The 17,930-nt window shown below is 43.0% G+C and carries 16 protein-coding genes and 1 pseudogene; 14 read left to right on the top strand and 3 right to left on the bottom strand.

The window, feature by feature from the left end:
- Positions 1-228: 228 nt before the first annotated feature.
- From BAE31_RS07175 to BAE31_RS07140, 8 genes are all read left to right on the top strand, one after another.
- The gene (locus tag BAE31_RS07175) at positions 229-930 is read left to right on the top strand and encodes a response regulator transcription factor (RefSeq protein ID WP_076839965.1); all 702 of its coding nucleotides are present in this window, start codon (positions 229-231) and stop codon (positions 928-930) included.
- Positions 911-2,224 (top strand): HAMP domain-containing sensor histidine kinase, encoded by a 1,314-nt coding sequence (locus BAE31_RS07170; RefSeq protein WP_076839963.1) that lies wholly within the window; start codon positions 911-913, stop codon positions 2,222-2,224. The genes BAE31_RS07175 and BAE31_RS07170 overlap by 20 nt, the downstream gene beginning before the upstream one ends.
- A gap of 37 nt (positions 2,225-2,261) precedes the next feature.
- Positions 2,262-2,690 (top strand): phosphate-starvation-inducible protein PsiE, encoded by a 429-nt coding sequence (gene psiE / locus BAE31_RS07165; RefSeq protein ID WP_024423385.1) that lies wholly within the window; start codon positions 2,262-2,264, stop codon positions 2,688-2,690.
- A gap of 356 nt (positions 2,691-3,046) precedes the next feature.
- Positions 3,047-3,607, top strand: coding sequence for a cupin domain-containing protein (locus BAE31_RS07160; protein WP_076840241.1), 561 nt, complete (start codon positions 3,047-3,049; stop codon positions 3,605-3,607).
- A 564-nt stretch (positions 3,608-4,171) separates the two neighbouring features.
- Positions 4,172-5,125: an ABC transporter substrate-binding protein gene (locus BAE31_RS07155; protein WP_076839961.1), complete on the top strand. Its 954-nt coding sequence runs from the start codon at positions 4,172-4,174 to the stop codon at positions 5,123-5,125.
- A gap of 73 nt (positions 5,126-5,198) precedes the next feature.
- Positions 5,199-6,215 carry a FecCD family ABC transporter permease gene (locus tag BAE31_RS07150; RefSeq protein WP_041107692.1) on the top strand — a complete coding sequence of 339 codons (1,017 nt, stop codon included), beginning with the start codon at positions 5,199-5,201 and terminating at the stop codon, positions 6,213-6,215.
- Entirely contained in the window at positions 6,208-7,245 is a 1,038-nt protein-coding gene (locus BAE31_RS07145; protein ID WP_041107690.1) for a FecCD family ABC transporter permease, read from the top strand. The genes BAE31_RS07150 and BAE31_RS07145 overlap by 8 nt, the downstream gene beginning before the upstream one ends.
- Before the next feature lie 21 nt (positions 7,246-7,266).
- Positions 7,267-8,010 carry an IucA/IucC family C-terminal-domain containing protein gene (locus tag BAE31_RS07140; RefSeq protein WP_076839959.1) on the top strand — a complete coding sequence of 248 codons (744 nt, stop codon included), beginning with the start codon at positions 7,267-7,269 and terminating at the stop codon, positions 8,008-8,010.
- Between the two features lie 13 nt (positions 8,011-8,023).
- Here the strand turns inward: BAE31_RS07140 and BAE31_RS07135 are convergent, their stop codons facing one another.
- Positions 8,024-8,902: an endonuclease I family protein gene (locus BAE31_RS07135; protein WP_076839957.1), complete on the bottom strand. Its 879-nt coding sequence runs from the start codon at positions 8,900-8,902 to the stop codon at positions 8,024-8,026.
- A 171-nt stretch (positions 8,903-9,073) separates the two neighbouring features.
- Between BAE31_RS07135 and BAE31_RS07130 the strand changes: the two genes are divergently transcribed.
- Entirely contained in the window at positions 9,074-10,300 is a 1,227-nt protein-coding gene (locus BAE31_RS07130; RefSeq protein WP_076839955.1) for a pyridoxal-phosphate-dependent aminotransferase family protein, read from the top strand.
- 167 nt (positions 10,301-10,467) lie between these two features.
- Complete coding sequence (locus tag BAE31_RS07125) at positions 10,468-11,658, top strand: tetracycline resistance MFS efflux pump (RefSeq protein WP_041107682.1); 1,191 nt, start codon at positions 10,468-10,470, stop codon at positions 11,656-11,658.
- A gap of 57 nt (positions 11,659-11,715) precedes the next feature.
- Here the strand turns inward: BAE31_RS07125 and BAE31_RS07120 are convergent.
- Both BAE31_RS07120 and BAE31_RS07115 read right to left on the bottom strand, forming a co-directional pair.
- Positions 11,716-12,874 (bottom strand): annotated as a pseudogene (locus BAE31_RS07120) (oxalate decarboxylase family bicupin).
- A gap of 64 nt (positions 12,875-12,938) precedes the next feature.
- On the bottom strand, positions 12,939-14,108 hold the full coding sequence (locus BAE31_RS07115) for a PucR family transcriptional regulator (protein WP_041107678.1): 1,170 nt from the start codon (positions 14,106-14,108) through the stop codon (positions 12,939-12,941).
- A 305-nt stretch (positions 14,109-14,413) separates the two neighbouring features.
- Here BAE31_RS07115 and BAE31_RS07110 point away from each other — a divergent pair, with 305 nt between their 5' ends.
- From BAE31_RS07110 to yunB, 4 genes are all read left to right on the top strand, one after another.
- A complete protein-coding gene (locus BAE31_RS07110; protein WP_044331225.1) occupies positions 14,414-15,265 on the top strand; it encodes a DUF72 domain-containing protein in 852 nt (283 codons plus the stop codon).
- Between the two features lie 66 nt (positions 15,266-15,331).
- Positions 15,332-16,705 (top strand): bifunctional metallophosphatase/5'-nucleotidase, encoded by a 1,374-nt coding sequence (locus tag BAE31_RS07105; RefSeq protein ID WP_076839953.1) that lies wholly within the window; start codon positions 15,332-15,334, stop codon positions 16,703-16,705.
- Positions 16,706-16,772: 67 nt separating this feature from the next.
- The gene (locus tag BAE31_RS07100) at positions 16,773-17,078 is read left to right on the top strand and encodes a YunC family protein (RefSeq protein ID WP_024425980.1); all 306 of its coding nucleotides are present in this window, start codon (positions 16,773-16,775) and stop codon (positions 17,076-17,078) included.
- Positions 17,079-17,153: 75 nt separating this feature from the next.
- Positions 17,154-17,918, top strand: coding sequence for a sporulation protein YunB (yunB, locus tag BAE31_RS07095; protein ID WP_034282711.1), 765 nt, complete (start codon positions 17,154-17,156; stop codon positions 17,916-17,918).
- The last annotated feature ends 12 nt before the right edge of the window (positions 17,919-17,930 follow it).

Below are 17,930 nucleotides of genomic sequence, written 5' to 3'. Positions count from 1 at the left end.
TGATAAATGTCATTCGGATCAATTCATTGATCCTTACAATGAATCAATATACGGCCCAATTCTTAACAATTTATGAAGATCCAATTTTTTGAAAATAAATGTGACAAATTGATGGCAGATGGTCAAATTCATAAACTGTTAAGGTTTATGCTGTATCTTTTCACATAGCTAGATGATATATAGTAAAGACATAAAAGAAAGAGCAACACATTACATGAGGTGAGAGACATGGCCCATCGAATATTAGTCGTAGAAGATGATCAGGATATTGGTGACCTTCTGCAGGAATCCCTTTCACGTGGAGGATATGAGGTGCTAAGAGCGATGAATGGCGAGCAAGCATTGAAGCTTGTGGAGGATTCGCTCGATTTGGTGATTTTAGATGTGATGATGCCGGGGCTCTCAGGCATTGAAACGTGCCAGCAGATAAGAGCCTCTTCTAATGTCCCGATTCTATTTCTAACAGCCAAATCAAGTACATTCGATAAAACCGAAGGCTTACTTGCCGGCGGGGATGATTATATGACAAAACCTTTTTCACAAGAGGAACTTCATGCTAGAGTCATTGCGCAATTACGCAGGTATACCGTCTATCAGGAAAAGAAGGAACAGGAAGAGACCTTTCTTGTTGGTGGCAAACTGAGGGTAAGTGAAGAATTTAATGAAGTATGGAAAGAAAACCAGCAAATTAAGCTGTCTGATCTAGAATATCGGATGTTAAAACTGCTCATGAGCAGGCGAAACAAAATCTTTTCAGCTCAAAATATTTATGAAAGCGTGTGGGGACAGCCTTATTTCTATTGTTCCAACAATACGGTGATGGTGCATATTCGAAAGCTGCGTGCCAAAATTGAAGATGATCCTGCACGTCCTGTATATATCAAAACTGAATGGGGAAGAGGATATCGATTTGGCACATCCACATCGTAAATATACACTGGCCAAAAAGCTTGCACTGCTGATTTTGGCGGCTGCAATTGTGAGTGGTATTGTCTTTTTGACGCTGCAAAAGATCACCAATGATTTGATCGATGGATATTTGAGTTCGGATGAGTATTACGATCAGGAGTCAGCCAAGTACATTCAAAAATTCAGCCGCTACGTGTCTGAGAATAAGCTGTCTTCAACGGATCGAAAAGCGTTTGGTGAGTGGGTGAAAAAAGAGAATTACATTAATTTGACCATCTTCAAGGATCAAGTGCTGCAATATGACTCTATTTATTCCGCTGCCGATGAATCGGCGTACGGAAAAGAAAGGATGACCCAGTACGCTGAGCAACATTCGTATCCGGTTCAGTTTAGCGACGGTAAAGGCCGCGTCATGGTGGACGGGTTCTATTCATCTCGCTACCACGATCTTGCCTTTACACTCGAGCTGCTCGGAGCAACGCTTATTTTTCTCCTCATTGTTCTTCTCGGTATTCGCAAAAGTTTACGCTACCTGCAAACGATTCACCAAGACATTCATATTCTTGAAGGCGGCGAGCTGGACTATGAGATGACGGTGAAAGGGCATGACGAATTAGCGATGATTGCCAAAAGTATTGAGGACCTTCGTAAAGCTTTTTTGGACAAGCTTCAAGCCATCGACGAGTTGCAAGAAGAGAGCCGCAGCTTGGTCACCGAAATGTCCCATGATATGAGGACACCGCTGACGTCGCTGATGATGAATCTGGAGTTTGCGAAAAAAGAGGAGGCTGGAGCGGATACCCGTAAAGACCAATATATAGCGAGTGCTTATGAAAAAGCACTGCAATTGAAAAATCTATCTGATAATCTGTTCGCCTATTTTCTACTTGATAAAGAACATGAACCTGAGCTTGAGACAGTTGCAGTCAAAGAGGTCATTTACGATCTCTTATCAGATCAGGTGGCGATCTTGCATCAAGAGACATTTAAGGTTCATCTTTTAGGAGAGCTGCCAGACAGTTATATCAATGTGAATGTCGAGGAGCTTGGCCGAGTGTTTGATAATCTGATGTCGAACATACTGAAATACGCTGACCCGAAAAAAGATATCAATCTCACGTTTCTATCCGACCAAGAAATCTTTGAGATCCATGTCAGCAATGCGATAAACGAGACAAATGACACACAGGAAAGCACTGGACTTGGTGAACGAAGCATAAAACGAATGATGTCCCGCATGCACGGGCAGTTTGAAAGGATGGAAAAGAACGGCGTTTACTACATCGTGCTGCGTTTCTGGCACATCAAAATATAGGTGGCAAATGAATAACATGGAATGGAGAGACAATCTAATGAAACGATTCAACAACTTCCAAAAGGTACCGGATCTCTTGCAAGGCCTTCTGAATATTTGTTTATTCTTTCTTGCTATTGCTTTAAGCGTCCTCTTAATTAGTGAAACTTGGTATATTGTCCAATTCGTCTACAAGAATTTGCTCAGCAAAGAAGACAGTTATTATGAAATGCTTGGTGAGCTGCTGATCTTCTTTATGTACTTTGAGTTTATTGCCTTAATTATTAAGTACTTTAAATCAAATTTTCATTTTCCGCTTCGCTATTTTATTTATATTGGCATCACAGCCGTCATCCGTTTGATTATCATCGATCATAAGGAGGCAGTATCGACGTTCTGGTGGGCGCTGACCATTTTAGCCATGACCGTTGCACTCTTTATCGCCAGTAAGCGACATGCGGTTCAGGAGCATGAAGAAGTGAAGTGAGGGAAGAGGGATATTCAAAACGCTTGATTAATGAGGTTTTCGTTTTCCATTCAATAGCTTCTGCCTAGTTTTATGGCTTTTTGAATAGCATTAATAAATCAACTGGCACACGATAAAAATCAACATAATTTGGTGCATATTGAGGAAATGCATGTTTATTCCCTTTTCAACCATCAACAAATCTTATTCATTGTAGGTTATGTCGCTGTGCAAGTTTTTTGTTCTTGTTGCACTTATTCGCTATAAGTGAAGTGGTTGTCTCTCTTTTTATCATCTTGATTTTCATGTAACCAGAGTACAATTCCTTACCCATTGCATAGGATGGTTTTATATCAAGGTGAAGGGATTGATTGAAAATGTACTATAATCCTTATTTTTATCCATATGAATATCCTTATTATGTAAGTGCCCCGAGGCATCATCATAGTGTGCATCCTGGTTACTGGAATTTCCCTCATGAAAGAAGGCTTGAAAACTTTAACGTTGATGGAAAAAGACGGTTAAAAGATTATGGCACACAACCATTTGTCATCAATATCAATGAAGCAACAAAGCAAAATCATACTTATCGCACTGCCTTATGGACAGGAACACATTTGCAAACCACTTTAATGAGTATTGGCGTTGGTGAAGATATAGGGTTGGAAATGCATCCTGACCTTGATCAATTCTTAAGAATTGAACAAGGACATGGGATTGTCCAAATGGGAAAAAGTAAATATAATTTAAATTTCTATAGAAATGTGCATGATGATTATGCCATATTTATACCAGCTGGAACATGGCATAACGTAACTAATAGAGGGAATATTCCGTTAAAACTTTATTCGATATATGCACCTCCTAATCATCCATTTGGGACTGTCCATGTAACCAAAAAAGACGCCATAGCTTCGGAAGAAGGTCATGGTCATTGAAATAGAATTTAGTTATTTTTGACAAGATGTTAGATGAGAATGAGTGGATGCAGTGCACTGAATTTGAAGGACTGGAGGATATTAAAAGGAGGATTACACTATACACACATTCTTCAAGAATTTTTCCCAATAGGAAGTTCTTATAGGAAAAGACTATACTCCTGAAAAAGCATATGAAACGTACAGGAGAATCGAAACTTTTTCAACAAAGATAGTATCACTCATTAAAGAAACACCGATAAAAAGAGGTGCTGTGAAATACATCCCAGCATTTCTTGTCGGTGTTTTTTTAATTTATTGCTGATACTTTAGCCAACATAAGCATAGAGTTCAAAGCTTCCTTTAAAAAATCATTTCACTCCATCGCAGAAAGAAATAGAAGACGGTAAAAAAGATGAAAGAATTGTGTTTTCCTATAATATGTCATGATGTGATGAGGCGATGATCAGTTGTTATTTTTATATTTTACATTGACACCATCCTTTTCTATGATAAAATCATAGTGTGATAATGAGAATCGTTATCAAACGATATGACTACATATAGAATGGATAGGTGAGGTACATGTTCAAGAAATCTTTTTGGTCGCTATTAGTTGTGCTCTCCATCGTTTTACTTGCAGCTTGCGGCAGTAATAGCAGTAACGGCAAGTCAGATAGTAAAGAGAAAACAAGAACCGTTGAAAGCGCTATCGGTTCAACTGAAATTAAAGGATCGCCTAAACGTGTGGTGACACTGTACCAAGGAGCAACGGATGCAGCAGTCGCTATGGGCATTAAACCAGTGGGTGTTGTTGAATCATGGCTTGAAGCACCTACGTATAAATATTTAAGAGATGACTTAAAGGATGTTAAAATTGTTGGGCAGGAAACACAGCCAAACTTAGAGGAAATTGAAAAGCTCAAGCCTGATTTGATCATTGCATCAAAAATCCGCCACGAGCAAATTTTTGATCAGCTGAAAGAAATCGCTCCAACTGTTGCAACTGAAACTGTGTTCACCTTTAAAGACACAGTGAAATTAATGGGTGAAGCATTAAACAAGCAAGACAAATCAAAAGAATTGCTGACGAAGTGGGATGACCGCGTCGCTGATTTTAAAGAAAAAGCGAAAAAAGACATCAAGAACTGGCCAATGAGTGTGTCTGTGGTGAACTTCCGTGCAGATCATGCTAGAATCTATCAAACTGGTTTCGCAGGGTCCATTTTAACAGAGCTAGGCTTTGAAGGACCTAAGAATGTCAAAGATAAAAAGCAAGACATCATTACACTTACAGACAAAGAGAGCATTCCGCAAATGGATGCGGATGTGATCTATTACTTTATGGATGAAAAGGATAAAGCGGTTGAAAAAGCATATAAAGAGTGGACAAGTCATCCTTTATGGAAGCAGCTTGACGCAGTGAAAGCGAAACAAGTGCATAAAGTAGATGAAATCACTTGGAACATGGGCGGCGGTATTATCGCTGCAAACATGATGCTTGATGATATTTACGATCGTCTAGGAATTGATAAATAAGACATAACAGAGGAGAAAATGTGAATATACCATTTTCTCCTTTTTTCCATAACAGATTGAAAGCGGGAATCAGATGAGAAGTTTATTAAAAAAGGATTCAAGCAAGGCACTGCTTTTTGCTGGATTCATTGTGTTGATGTTGGTCTTTTTTATGCTCAGTATTTCCCTTGGGCAAACCTCAATTTCCCTCAAAGCCACCATCCATGCTTTTCTTCAATTTGATGAATCGGATCCAAACAGTGTCATTGTCATGACATCCAGATTATCAAGAGCATTAATCGCAACGGTCGTTGGCTCAAGCCTGGCGATTTCAGGTGCACTCATGCAGGCATTGACAAGAAATCCGCTTGCGGCGCCCGATTTATTAGGAATTAATGCAGGTGGACTATTTTTTATCGTGATTTCGATTGTTTTCTTTTCAACAGAGTCGTTAACAAGCTATATGTGGACAGCCTTTCTAGGCGCAGCGATTGCAGGGATGCTCGTTTTTCTATTGGGCTCCATTGGAAGAGATGGATTGACGCCGGTTAAAATAGTCCTTGCAGGTGCGGCAATATCTGCACTGTTTGCGTCTTTTACACAAGGTCTTTTAATCGTGAATGAACAGTCGATTCAAAGCATTTTGTTCTGGATGGCTGGTTCAGTGTCTGGAAGAAGCATTGATATGTTAATCCCTGTTTTGCCTTATATTTTAGGTGCGACTGTAGTGGCGTTGCTTCTTGGACGTTCTATTAATGTTCTTTTGTCGGGAGATGATATTGCCAAAGGACTTGGCCAGCGTACACTGCTGCTGAAAATCACGATGGGTGTACTCGTTGTCTTTTTAGCAGGTGGTTCCGTCGCTGTTGCTGGTTCAATTGGTTTTGTTGGTTTTCTTGTGCCGCATATTGTGAAAAAGCTCGTCGGGCCTGACCACCGCTGGGTACTGCCGTATTGTGCCGTTGTGGGGGCGTCGCTTTTACTTGCCGCGGATCTGGCGGCTCGTTTTCTGATCATGCCGCAAGAAGTGCCGATTGGTGTCATGACGGCGGTAGCAGGAGCGCCTCTATTTGTTTATCTCGTGCGCAAGGGGTTGAAGACAGGTGGCTAAAACATATACAGTGCGTTCTAAAGGCGGGCGCATTTCATTTCAATTTTCAAAGCGGACGTTTTTGATTTTACTTTTATTGACAGTCATTGCCTTTGGCTTATTTATTCTCAGTCTCAGTATGGGAAGTCGGTTCATTCAGCCGGTCGATGTGCTGCTTCATTTAATCGGTCAGGGAGAGGGGAATTCCTTTGTGTTAAATACGCTGAGGATTCCACGAACGCTGCTGGCTGTCTTAGTTGGATCCGCACTTGCGGTATCAGGGCTTATTTTGCAAGGGTTGATCCGTAACCCGCTGGCATCACCTGATATCATTGGAATTACAAGTGGTGCTTCGTTTGGTGCGATTATGTTCATCGTCTTTTGGATGGGCACTGTGCCTATTGCTTATCAATCCTTATGGGCGATTGCAGGTGCTTTTGCGGTATCGTGTCTGATCTATTTGCTTTCATGGAAAAAAGGGGTCAAGCCGATCACACTTGTCCTAATGGGAATTGGGATTTCTGCCATTATGAAGGCTTGTGTGACGTTTACGCTTGTTCTTAGTGATACGATGACAACGACCAAGTCTTACATCTGGCTGACGGGGAGCTTATATGGTTCTACGATGAAAGACGTCACTGCGATGCTTCCTTGGGTGATGATCATTTTACCGATTGTCATGGTGTTAGCAAGAACGATGAATGTAAAAGAACTTGGCGATGATCTTGCAACAGGTCTCGGGGTAAAAGTGCAGGCGAAACGATTATTCTTTCTCCTGATGAGTGTGACATTGGCTGGTGTTGCAGTCGCATTTGCAGGCGGCATTGAATTTGTTGGACTCATGGCGCCGCATGTTGCACGGATGATCATTGGACGTTCATTCATAGCGCTTGTTCCAGCATCTGCGCTAGTTGGAAGTATTCTCGTGATGCTGGCTGATCTTGTGGCTAGAACCGCATTTCTACCGTTAGATGTTCCAGCAGGTGTATTTACGGCGGCCATTGGTGCACCGTTCTTTATTTATTTGTTATATCAACAGCGCAATCGATAAACAGAAGATGGGGGTTTTGATATGAGGCCAGAGTGGGTTGAGAGGGAATTACTTGATTTCGGGGTACACATCACAAATGGACCAATGACATCTGATCGCACACTTGCTGCGCTTTTTTCAGAAGCAGCCGTCATGCGTTTATTAGAAGCTGAAAAGGAAGCGATGCATGCACCGAATCTTGCGGTAGCAGCTTCTATGTTTTCAAAACGGTACGCCTACTTAACCGTCAGTTCCTCTTTATACTTGATGACGCTGTATGACGGTGTCTATCAGTTTCCACCAGCAGCTTGTGCATTTAGAGAGGATCGGAAAATTGAAGTGGATGAGGCGGCGTGTTCGTTTGTTCCACTAGAAGGAGATCGGCATGAGTGGAGAGAGAAGGTCGTACGTGCGCTGTTTACGGAGTGTGTCACGCCTCTTTTAGACGTGCTGAACCGCACATCAAAACTCTCTTATCGTATTTTATGGGAAAATGTAGCGGTTCGAATCAACTCTCTTTATCGAAGCATGATGCGGGAAGCGGAAGAGCCTGCGGTGAAGCAGCGCATGCGGGAGGATTATCTGTACCTGAAGCAGGCATCTGGTGATGTATTCGGAGCTCAGCAAAATCCATTTCAGCACAGCCTAAACCTAGACGACAGTTTACTTGAAACATCCAACCGGAAAACCTGCTGTATGTATTATAAGCTTGAGAAAAAATCGGAGAGTCTCGATTATTGTCTTGTTTGTCCTCTTGAAAAAAAGAAAGGCACTGCTTGCTCGTAGCAGTGCCCTTTTTTTATTCCCAAATCCCACTTGCCCATTCAGGGTGATCAATAAAAGGGTTGCGGTTGTGCTGATACGTTTGATATATGATCTCATTGCGGTTCCGTTCGATTTGATCGACTGGGTCTTGCTTGTGCCATTTGAGAAGTACAGACATTTTGCCGTGAAGAGGGGAGCTTCCATTATTCACTTTGTCGTTTAATTCTAAATCTGGAAAGCGGTCATCACCCTCGTAGCGAACCGCCATATAAAAGAGCATTCTCGCAACATCTCCTTTGACCCGGCTGTGAGGTTCGAATGAGTCGCTGTCGTAGAAATTGCCCGGCGCCCCTTTGTATTCATTACCGCCTGTATCAAAATCTAAATTTCCGCGTGTGCTGTTCGTTTGCACATCTGTCGCACGAAGGTGGTGGAGATCTGTCCCAGGCCCTTGGCTTGTCCCAAAATTGCCATGAGACTTGGCCCAGACATGCTCTCTGTTCCACTGGCCCACATTCCCGCCATTCGCTTGCTTTGAACGGGAGGCACCACTATAAAGCAGCAGCACATTGTTTGGGTTATTGGGGTCTTCATCTGTTTTCTTTAATGCATCCCACACCTGGCTGTAGGATAGCTGTGTATGATCATCAATGATATCGTGTAAAGCCTTTTTAAGAGCGGGTCCTGATTTGCCAGCAGCAGATTGGTAATAGGAATCGATTTGACTTGTGGCGGCAGTTTGCGTTTCTTGTGCAGATGTTTCGTTTTGAAGCTGTAACGGGGAAAAGGTGATCGTTTGACTAGGTTCACTCAGATTGAAACCTTGAGCATTTGCAGCTGGAGGCAGCGGGGCGGCGAATGTGCCGAATATCATGATTCCGGCGGCCACAGTTCCAAATAAAGTTCTTTTCATTCGATTTCCTCCTTGATAGGGAATGTATTCTCTTTATTTCTATCATATTGCCATGAAGAAATAAATGGATTTCCCGTAAATTTTATGTAATAAGTTCATAGGAAAAGAGATTGCTATTTTAGGCGCATTCCTGTATAAGTGGGCTTATAAGGATGGACAGCAAGGGAGAGGATGGATCACGTGAAAGAACTGCAAACACCTTCAAGAACGATTATGACACCGGGACCCGTTGAAGTAGATCCGAGAGTGCTCCGTGTGATGAGCACGCCAATTCTAGGTCAATTTGATCCAGCATTTACACACATTATGAATGAAACAATGACTTTATTGCGGTCACTTTTTCAAACAGAAAACAGATGGGCTTATCCAATTGACGGTACGTCCCGTTCAGGGCTTGAAGCTGTGCTCGCCAGTGTGATTGAGCCGGGAGATTCAATGCTTGTGCCTGTCTTTGGCCGCTTCGGTCACCTGCTCATTGAAATAGGACAGCGCTATGGTGCTGAGGTACATACAATGGAATGTGAATGGGGGACGGTTTTTGATCCTGACGACATCATCAAAGAAATAAAGCAGGTCAAGCCTAAAATCGTTGCCATGGTTCATGGTGAAACATCCACCGGACGATTACAGCCGCTCAAGCAAATCGGGCAAGCATGCCGGGCTCTTGATGCGCTGTTTATTGTAGACGCTGTGGCAACCATTGGCGGTGTCGAGGTAAAAGTGGACGAATGGAAAATAGATGCGGCGATTGGCGGCACGCAGAAATGTTTATCTGTTCCATCAGGTATGTCACCTATTACGTATAATGACCGAGTCGCAGCTGTCATTGAATCGAGAAAGAAAGTAGAAAAAGGCATTGCGACACAGGATGAATTACAAAAACAAATTGACATTTCTCCAATCAAAAGCAATTATTTTGATTTAAGCCAGCTTCAGGATTATTGGAGCCCAAGACGATTAAATCATCATACAGAAGCGACAACGATGCTTTATGCACTGCGAGAAGGGGTTCGTCTTGTGCTGGAAGAAGGGCTGTCTGAACGTTTTCAAAGGCACTCATATCATGAGAAAGCCTTAATGAAAGGTCTTGAAGCAATGGGGCTTGAATTGTTTGGTGATCCAGATTGTAAAATGCCGGTTGTGACCTGTATTGTCATTCCAAGTGGTATTGACGGAGAAGCGGTCCGTGCCGATCTGCTACATCATTTTGGGATTGAGATTGCAAGCTCCTTTGGACCGCTTGCCGGCCGTATATGGAGAATTGGGACGATGGGCTACAGCTGCCGAAAGGAAAATGTGCTGTTTGTGTTAGCAGGGCTGGAAGCGATTCTCATCAAACGCGGTGCGTCTATCCATTGCGGAGCAGGACTTCAGGCGGCTCTTTCTATCTATGAATAAGCTGAATAACGAGCTCCAACATACTCGCCAGTGGCGGGTATTTTTTATTTGGAAAAGAACGCTAATTTTTGAAAAACTAGACTTATAGATGAGGTTATCGCTATACTGGAGAGGTTCTCATCATTTTTTGTCATCATTTTCATTTATATGCAGAAAGAGGTTTTTATATGAAGAAGATGGGCAGATTATACATTTTGATGCTCAATATTTTTATTGCCATGCTTGGTTTTGGCCTCATTGTACCTGTTATGCCGAGTTATATTGAAGCCTTTGGTGCAACAGGAAAAACACTCGGTTTTCTTGTTGCTGCAACAGGTTTTACACAATTTGCGTTATCGCCGGTTGCCGGGGCACTGACCGATCGATTTGGACGAAGAAAATTGATCATTGCCGGGATTGCCGGCTTTACGATTGCTCAGTTTATTTTTGCTTTTGCTGATCAGCTTTGGATGCTATTTGTGTCTCGGTTTTTAGGCGGTGCTGCAGGGGCTTTGCTTATGCCGGCCATGTTTGCATACATCGCTGATATTACAAGTGAAAAGGACCGAGGGAAAGGAATGGGTCTATTCAGTGCAGCGATGACACTAGGTTTTGTCATCGGGCCGGGCGTAGGCGGCTATTTGGTTGAGTACGGGATCGCATTTCCATTTCTTATTGCCGGTTCCTTTGCTGCTCTTTCTACTTTGTTATCGATCCTCTTCTTACCTGAAACATTAACAAAGGAAAAACAGGAAGAGGCACGGCTCAACAAGGATATTCATTTCAATCCTTTTGTACAAATGATCAAGGCTCTAAAGACATCGTACGGCTTTTTGTTTATATTGGCCTTTGTCCTCAATTTCGGAATCATTCATTTTGAATCGATTTTCGGCTTATATGTAGACCAAAAACACGGATTTTCACCGAAGGATATTGCGTTTGTGATTACGGTTGCGGGTCTTGCCGGGGTGCTTGTTCAAGGGGCGTTAGTGAATGCCTGCGTGAAACGATTTGGAGAGATGAGAGTCGTCCGTTATGCGCTGTTAGGTGCGGCTTTCATGCTGATCGCCTGCCGTTATGCGCCGTCCTTTTGGTTGATTTTTACGGGTTCGATTTTATTTTTATCGGCTACGTCATTTGTCCGACCAGCCCTCAATACATTGCTGTCCAAGATGGCAGGCAATCAGCAAGGGGTAGCAGGCGGTCTCAATACATCCTTTATGAGCCTTGCCAATATCGTTGGACCGAGTCTTGCGGGTATATTATTTGATGTGAATATTGAGTTTCCTTTTATGTTTGGAACACTAGTGCTTTGCGTAAGCTTCGCTGCATCCATCGTGTGGGGGAAAAAAGTGCAGCATGCTTCGGCAGCTTCTTAAAATTTGCTGATAAAAAAACCGATCAGGACGAATTGATCGGTTTTTTTATGATGGGCATCATCTCTCATATTTCACGACAGGTGATTTTTCTTTATGAAGCGCACGAATCATCGCTTCATCTACGTGTAAATGCTCTTTCACTAATTGAGGCGGGGTTAAGGCCATCCACTGATTCAACGAAATATCTGCAAACCGGTCACTTTTAAAAATCTCTAAAAACCAAAGGCTCGTTTGGCCGATATTTTGGATGTAATGCCCCATGGCCAAAAGGAACATATCCAACATCACCTGCTCTGTAATTAAAGGTGCGGGCAGTACCTCCTGCTCCAAAGACCGTCATTTTAGCTGTACCTGTTAAATAGTATTGCCACTCATCATTATTAGGGTGCCAGTGCATTTCTCTCATGCCACCAGGTTTTACTTCAACAAGTGCAGCCGCAATCGTTTTTGAAATCGGGAAATTCCGTGAATCGACAATTCGGACGGTTCCGCCAGAGGTCGTTATCGGGTTTTGACGAAGGAGCTGGTGCGTAAATGGCGGCTTAATGCTCCCGTATGGATCAGATACCATTTGGCTTTCTAAGGATGACGGCGGTGAGCCTTGAAACATATAGCGCTGCTTATTCGGAATATGGTCAAACAATTTCTTAGAAACACCAAAATTGGCGGAGAGAATCTCTTTCGGTGTATGGGCAAACCAGTCTGTGATCGTGAATGTATCAAATTCAGAAAAATCGCCATCATCAAATACAAGAAGGAACTCACAACCATCCTCAAGTCCTTGAATGGAGTGCGGGATACCAGGTGGAAAATACCACAAATCGCCTTCTTCTAGATCAGCGATCATATTTCGCCCTTCTGCATCTACAGATGTGATGCGGGCTTTGCCTAAAATCATATACGCCCATTCAGCCTGCTTATGCCAATGAAGTTCCCGAACACCTCCACGTGTGAGCCGCATGTTGACACCTGCAATCGTTGTTGAAACAGGCAGCTCCCGCTTTGTAATTTCCCTCGACCAGCCGCCGTGATTCAAATGCATGTGTGTATCAGAAAATGAAAATTTTAAATTGGGGATTGTTCCGGCATCGGTTTTAGGGGGAACGAGCATATCTGGGTTCTCTATATCTCGAAGGACATCGCGTGGGCCTAAGTCGGTGGCACCCGCGCCATCCTTTCGAATGGGCTGCGGGATGTGACGGAGCTCATCATCCATTTATCATCCCTCCTTGAGTCTCATTTTTCTCCTCCAAACTATATGAGGTTTCAGAAGAAAAAATTCAATCAGGATGGGATGAGAGAAACATTTGAATACGGAAGGCTAAGCGCAGCCGCAATGTTGCGTCAGAATCTTTTAAGCTGATTCGAAGCAATTCTTCACACTTCTCGAGGCGATAAATGACCGTGTTGCGATGAATGGACAATCGTTTGGCTGTTTCTGAAATGTGGCAATGGGTTTCTAAATAGACTGATAAGGTGTGAAGAAGGCTTTGATCGACTTGTGATGGTTCAGATAACGGGTGAAGGTGCAGCTGGTGAAACGTGATCATATCCTTTCTTGGAATGAGCCTTAGTAAATCTGGCACATCCTTGGCTTGATAAAATTGAATATATTCAGTCCGCAATGAGAGATGTCCGGTTTGAAGAGCCTCTAATGCTTCATTGTAGCCTTCAGACAGATGGGAAATGAGGCAGCCCGTCAAGCTCACCCCAAAAGAAATAGTATGATTCACTTGCAGTTTAACAAGCATCTGCAACTGTTTTAAAAAAGAGCTGAGCCTGTCGCTAACCTCCGGCCAACTGCCAGTCTCCTCCATCAATACAACACCCATATCACCTTTTAAAAACAGAAAGGCAGGAAATGGGCAGCTTGGAAGTGCACTTTCGAGCAGATCAACCACTTGATCCAAAACCATTTGCTGCTTCATAAAACATGTGGTATCACTGCGCTCGTCAAGCTGACAGATCATACATAGATAGCGGCATTCGGCGTTTAATCCAAACGCCTGAGCGAAATGTAAGGAATCTTGCTGGGAAGACGATGCCCTCTCTATCCATTTGCGAAAGCCCTCATTTCTAGCACGCTTGGCCGTTTGCAGGGCGGCATATTGTCTCATACGTGCAATCGACATTTCGTTTACTGCTTTTGCAATGATCCCATGCAAAGTTTTATTCTGCGGGTGAATGAAAGAAAGGATGACCAGATAATCACATGTTTGTTCGTTTAGATCAATTGGAAAGATGGAAAAGGTTTGTTTTGCATGTATCATTGAAAAAGAATGAGTTGTCCTGCTTTGAAAAAAGGGGAGAATGTGCATCCATTCTGAGCTTGTGATCATGGGGTGCGAGGTATAGAGAATACGTCCATGCTGGTTAAACAAATAGATGGGCTTGTGAATCTTTTTGGCCATTTTTTGTAAAATTTCAAACTGGTTATCGTCTATGCTCATATCCACTGGGTCTCCTTTATTGGTGAAGATGAATAAAAAAATGGACAATCACTGACAACATCTCTGATATGCATTTTATGTTATCAGCTAAAATCATTTTAGATAGAAAGTTGTCAATTCATATAACAAACAAACAGAGTGTCAGGACAAAATCACGTGCCGCCAGTCATCTTCATTCAGAATTACGAGCAAATATGATATGTTGTAGACAGAAGAATTTCTTTCAGAAAATATGGGTATCACAAGAAACAAAGGCTTCGAATGAGGAAGCCGTCTATACATGAGAGTGGCAAGAGGTGAGGAACATGATTTATATCGGATTAACTGGCTGGGGAGATCATGACAGTCTTTATCCGCCAAGAATTGGCAGCGCGCAAAAGCTGTTTCACTACGCGTCAACGTTTCCGATTGTGGAACTGGATGCCAGCTTTTATGCGGTTCAGCCTGAGCGTAATCATGAAAAGTGGATAAAGGATACGCCAGATGACTTTCAATTTGTTGTGAAAGCATACCAAGGAATGACTGGACATCAAAGGGGCGAGATTCCGTTTGCTTCAAAGGAGGACATGTTTGATGCATTTATTCTTTCGCTGACTCCACTCATTCGTGAAGGGAAACTGGCCATGGTGCTCTTTCAATTTCCACCTTGGTTTGATTGCAAAAAAGAGCACGTCCACTATTTAAGATGGTGTAAGGAGAAGATGGGGGACATTCCTTGTGCTCTCGAATTCCGAAACCGTACATGGTTTTCAGATGAATTTTATGAGCAGACTTTGTCCTTTATGGAAAAGGAAGGATGGATTCATTCTGTCTGTGATGAACCGCAAGTCGGAGAAGGCTCCATTCCGCCAGTCATACAAGCTACACACCGTGATAAAACACTGGTCCGATTTCACGGCAGGAATAAACAGGGCTGGCTTCACCCGGCAGACCATGAGAATTGGCGTGAAGTGAGATACTTATATTTATATAATGAAGCTGAATTAAAAGAGTGGAAAAAGAATCTCGACATTCTGCATCAGCAATCGAAAGATGTCTATGTCGTGTTTAATAATAACTCCGGCGGAGATGCAGCGGCAAATGGCCAGCAGATGATTGATTTGCTGGATATCACCTATTCAAACCTGTCTCCGAAGCAGTTAGATTTATTTAGTTAACCGAGAGCTGACTGAAGCTTTCAACCTGAATGAGACGGTCAGTGACAACTTGAGGGAGAGATCAACATGCTGCAGAAGCTATGGTTATATCATACAAACGACTTGCACAGCCACTTTGAGAACTGGCCAAAAATTGCAGCTTATATTGAAGAAAAGCGTCAAGTTCACGATCAGATGCTCTTGTTTGATATTGGCGACCATATGGATCGAGTGAACCTCGTATCCGAAGCGGATTATGGAAAGGTAAATGTCAAGCTCCTCAATCAGCTTGGCTATGATGGAGTCACGATCGGGAATAATGAAGGCATTACGCTGCCTCATGATCAGCTGGATCACTTGTATGAGAATGCACAATTTCCAGTGGTCCTGTCTAATTTATTTGAGAAAGGCAAAAGGCCATCATGGGCAAAGCCCTATCATATGATCACAATGGAAAGCGGACTGAAGCTCTGTCTCTTAGGCGTGACTATTGCGTATACACCTGTATATGAAAAGCTGGGCTGGAACATTACTGATCCGTTTGACAGCATACGGGACATGCTGCGTGAAGTGAAGGGACAGGCAGATGTCATTGTGCTCTTATCCCATCTCGGTATCATCCATGATCGGGAGGTTGCCCGAGACTTCCCTGAAATCGACATCATCCTAGGCTCACACACGCATCATCTGTTAGAACAAGGTGAAATGGACAATGGTGTGCTGCTTGCATGCGCTGAAAAGTATGGGCATTATATTGGATGCGTTGAGCTGACGATCGATACAGCGCGCAAAGAGCTGATAGAGAAAAAAGCGACAGTACAGTCAGTGGATCAGCTCATTAGTGAATCAGATGAAGCCATCACCACCTTGCAGCAGGCAGAAAGAAGAGCGAAAGCACTCATGCAGGAAAAAGTGACAACGATTGAGTCGAAGCTAGAAACGAAGTGGTTCGACGATTCTCCGCTTCCGCAGCTCTTAACAGATGCCATTAAAGATTGGTGCGGAGCAGATATTGGGATGATGAATGCAGGTATGGTGCTTGATTCATTAGAGGCAGGGATTGTTACAAGAGAAGAAATCCACCGGATATGTCCGCATCCCATTAATCCCATTCGGGTGACGCTTACCGGTCAACAGCTCATCGAAACGGTTCAGCGGGGCTGTGAAGAAAAAATGGAACAGCTGCGCATCAAGGGCTTCGGCTTTAGAGGTGAGCTGATGGGGAAAATGCTATATAGCGGCCTCAGCTATACATTAGAAGAAGGCGAGGCCAAACGGGTGAAGGATGTCTTTGTACATGGTCAATTGATCAAAAAAGACGCCTCCTATACTGTTGGCACAGTCGATATGTATACATTAGGCTCTCTTTTTCCTCATATCCGTGATCACGAACACATTGAATATTTTATGCCTGAATTTTTACGTGATGTTCTGACATGGCGCTTGAAGGAAGCAACATGAAATCCGCTTCAGCCTAACAACTCGCGCCCTCTTTTCACATAGATTGTGGTGAGAGGAGTGAAGGGATTTGGTGAATTTAACACCTATTACAATTGATGGCCATTCCTTTACAGCGGTCACCGTCAAGCTGCCGAAGACAAATTTCATGGCAGTAACAAATGAACATGGATATATCATGTGCGGTGCACTGGATGTCGGGCTCTTGAATGAAAAGCTTGCAGATAGAGGAATTATTGCAGGAAGAGCAGTTGGTGTAAGAACCATTGAGCAATTGCTTGATGCTCCTTTAGAATCTGTGACATACGCCGCAGAAGCGCTGGGCATCTCAGCTGGAACAATTGGAAGAGATGCATTATTAAAAATGGTGAAATAAAATAGAGAGATGATTCCTATCCCCCCGCCTGTCTGCATACACATGTAATGGAGAAGGGGGGATTTTTTATTGAGAATGAACCGCCGTTATCGCCCCTACAAGAAGGGCCCTTTGCCATTTCGTTACGTCATGCTGCTTGCGATTTTATTCTTTGTGCTCTCGACCGTCATAAGTCTATTTTTTATTAACCGCTCCATTAAACCAACCCTTATTCACATTGCTGAACTAGAAACAGAGCGCATCGCCAATCACCTCATACAATATTCAGTGCAAGACTTTGCAGATGATCAGGAGAATATGAAGGATATGGTGGTCATGAATACAAGTGAGAACGGAAAAGTGACGACCATCGATTTTAATGCGCAAGCAACATCGAAAGCAATGGCTGACCTCTCGCGTCATCTTCAAAAAAATTTAGAGGACATTGAAAAGGGGAACTTTCAAAAAGAGGCAAAAGAAGCATTAAAGGATCAAACAGATGGACATGACGGCATTATATATAACATTCCGCTTGGGCAAGCATCCGGAAATGCACTCATCGCCAACCTCGGACCCAAAGTGCCTGTACGTTTTAGTGTGATTGGTGATCCGCATACGGACGTTGAAAAAAACATTAAGCCTTATGGCATCAACAATGCCTTGATTGATATTAGTGTTCTGATCGAGGTCAAGGTAAGAGTCATTATCCCATTTGCTTCTGAAACAATCGTAGTTAAAAACTCTGTTCCTGTCTCCATACAAGCCGTTCAAGGAGACGTTCCAGATTATTATAATGGCAGCGGAACAAACTCAGGTGCTCCATCAATTGTTCTCCCAGAGAAAAAGGAGAAAAAGGAATAACAGCCCAACAAT

Origin of the sequence: Bacillus sp. I-2 (assembly GCF_001974945.1) — a bacterium.
GTDB classification, from domain to species: domain Bacteria; phylum Bacillota; class Bacilli; order Bacillales; family Bacillaceae; genus Bacillus; species Bacillus safensis.
This window is presented reverse-complemented; position numbering and strand designations above follow the sequence as displayed.

Coding starts and splice junctions, on each gene's coding strand:
- BAE31_RS07155 (WP_076839961.1), top strand. CDS start 4,172: ATGTTCAAGAAATCTTTTTGGTCGCTATTAGTTGTGCTCTCCATCGTT.
- BAE31_RS07150 (WP_041107692.1), top strand. CDS start 5,199: ATGAGAAGTTTATTAAAAAAGGATTCAAGCAAGGCACTGCTTTTTGCT.
- BAE31_RS07130 (WP_076839955.1), top strand. CDS start 9,074: ATGGATCACGTGAAAGAACTGCAAACACCTTCAAGAACGATTATGACA.
- BAE31_RS07105 (WP_076839953.1), top strand. CDS start 15,332: ATGCTGCAGAAGCTATGGTTATATCATACAAACGACTTGCACAGCCAC.
- BAE31_RS07160 (WP_076840241.1), top strand. CDS start 3,047: ATGTACTATAATCCTTATTTTTATCCATATGAATATCCTTATTATGTA.
- BAE31_RS07110 (WP_044331225.1), top strand. CDS start 14,414: ATGATTTATATCGGATTAACTGGCTGGGGAGATCATGACAGTCTTTAT.
- psiE (WP_024423385.1), top strand. CDS start 2,262: ATGAAACGATTCAACAACTTCCAAAAGGTACCGGATCTCTTGCAAGGC.
- yunB (WP_034282711.1), top strand. CDS start 17,154: ATGAACCGCCGTTATCGCCCCTACAAGAAGGGCCCTTTGCCATTTCGT.
- BAE31_RS07125 (WP_041107682.1), top strand. CDS start 10,468: ATGAAGAAGATGGGCAGATTATACATTTTGATGCTCAATATTTTTATT.
- BAE31_RS07135 (WP_076839957.1), bottom strand. CDS start 8,902: ATGAAAAGAACTTTATTTGGAACTGTGGCCGCCGGAATCATGATATTC.
- BAE31_RS07175 (WP_076839965.1), top strand. CDS start 229: ATGGCCCATCGAATATTAGTCGTAGAAGATGATCAGGATATTGGTGAC.
- BAE31_RS07140 (WP_076839959.1), top strand. CDS start 7,267: ATGAGGCCAGAGTGGGTTGAGAGGGAATTACTTGATTTCGGGGTACAC.
- BAE31_RS07115 (WP_041107678.1), bottom strand. CDS start 14,108: ATGAGCATAGACGATAACCAGTTTGAAATTTTACAAAAAATGGCCAAA.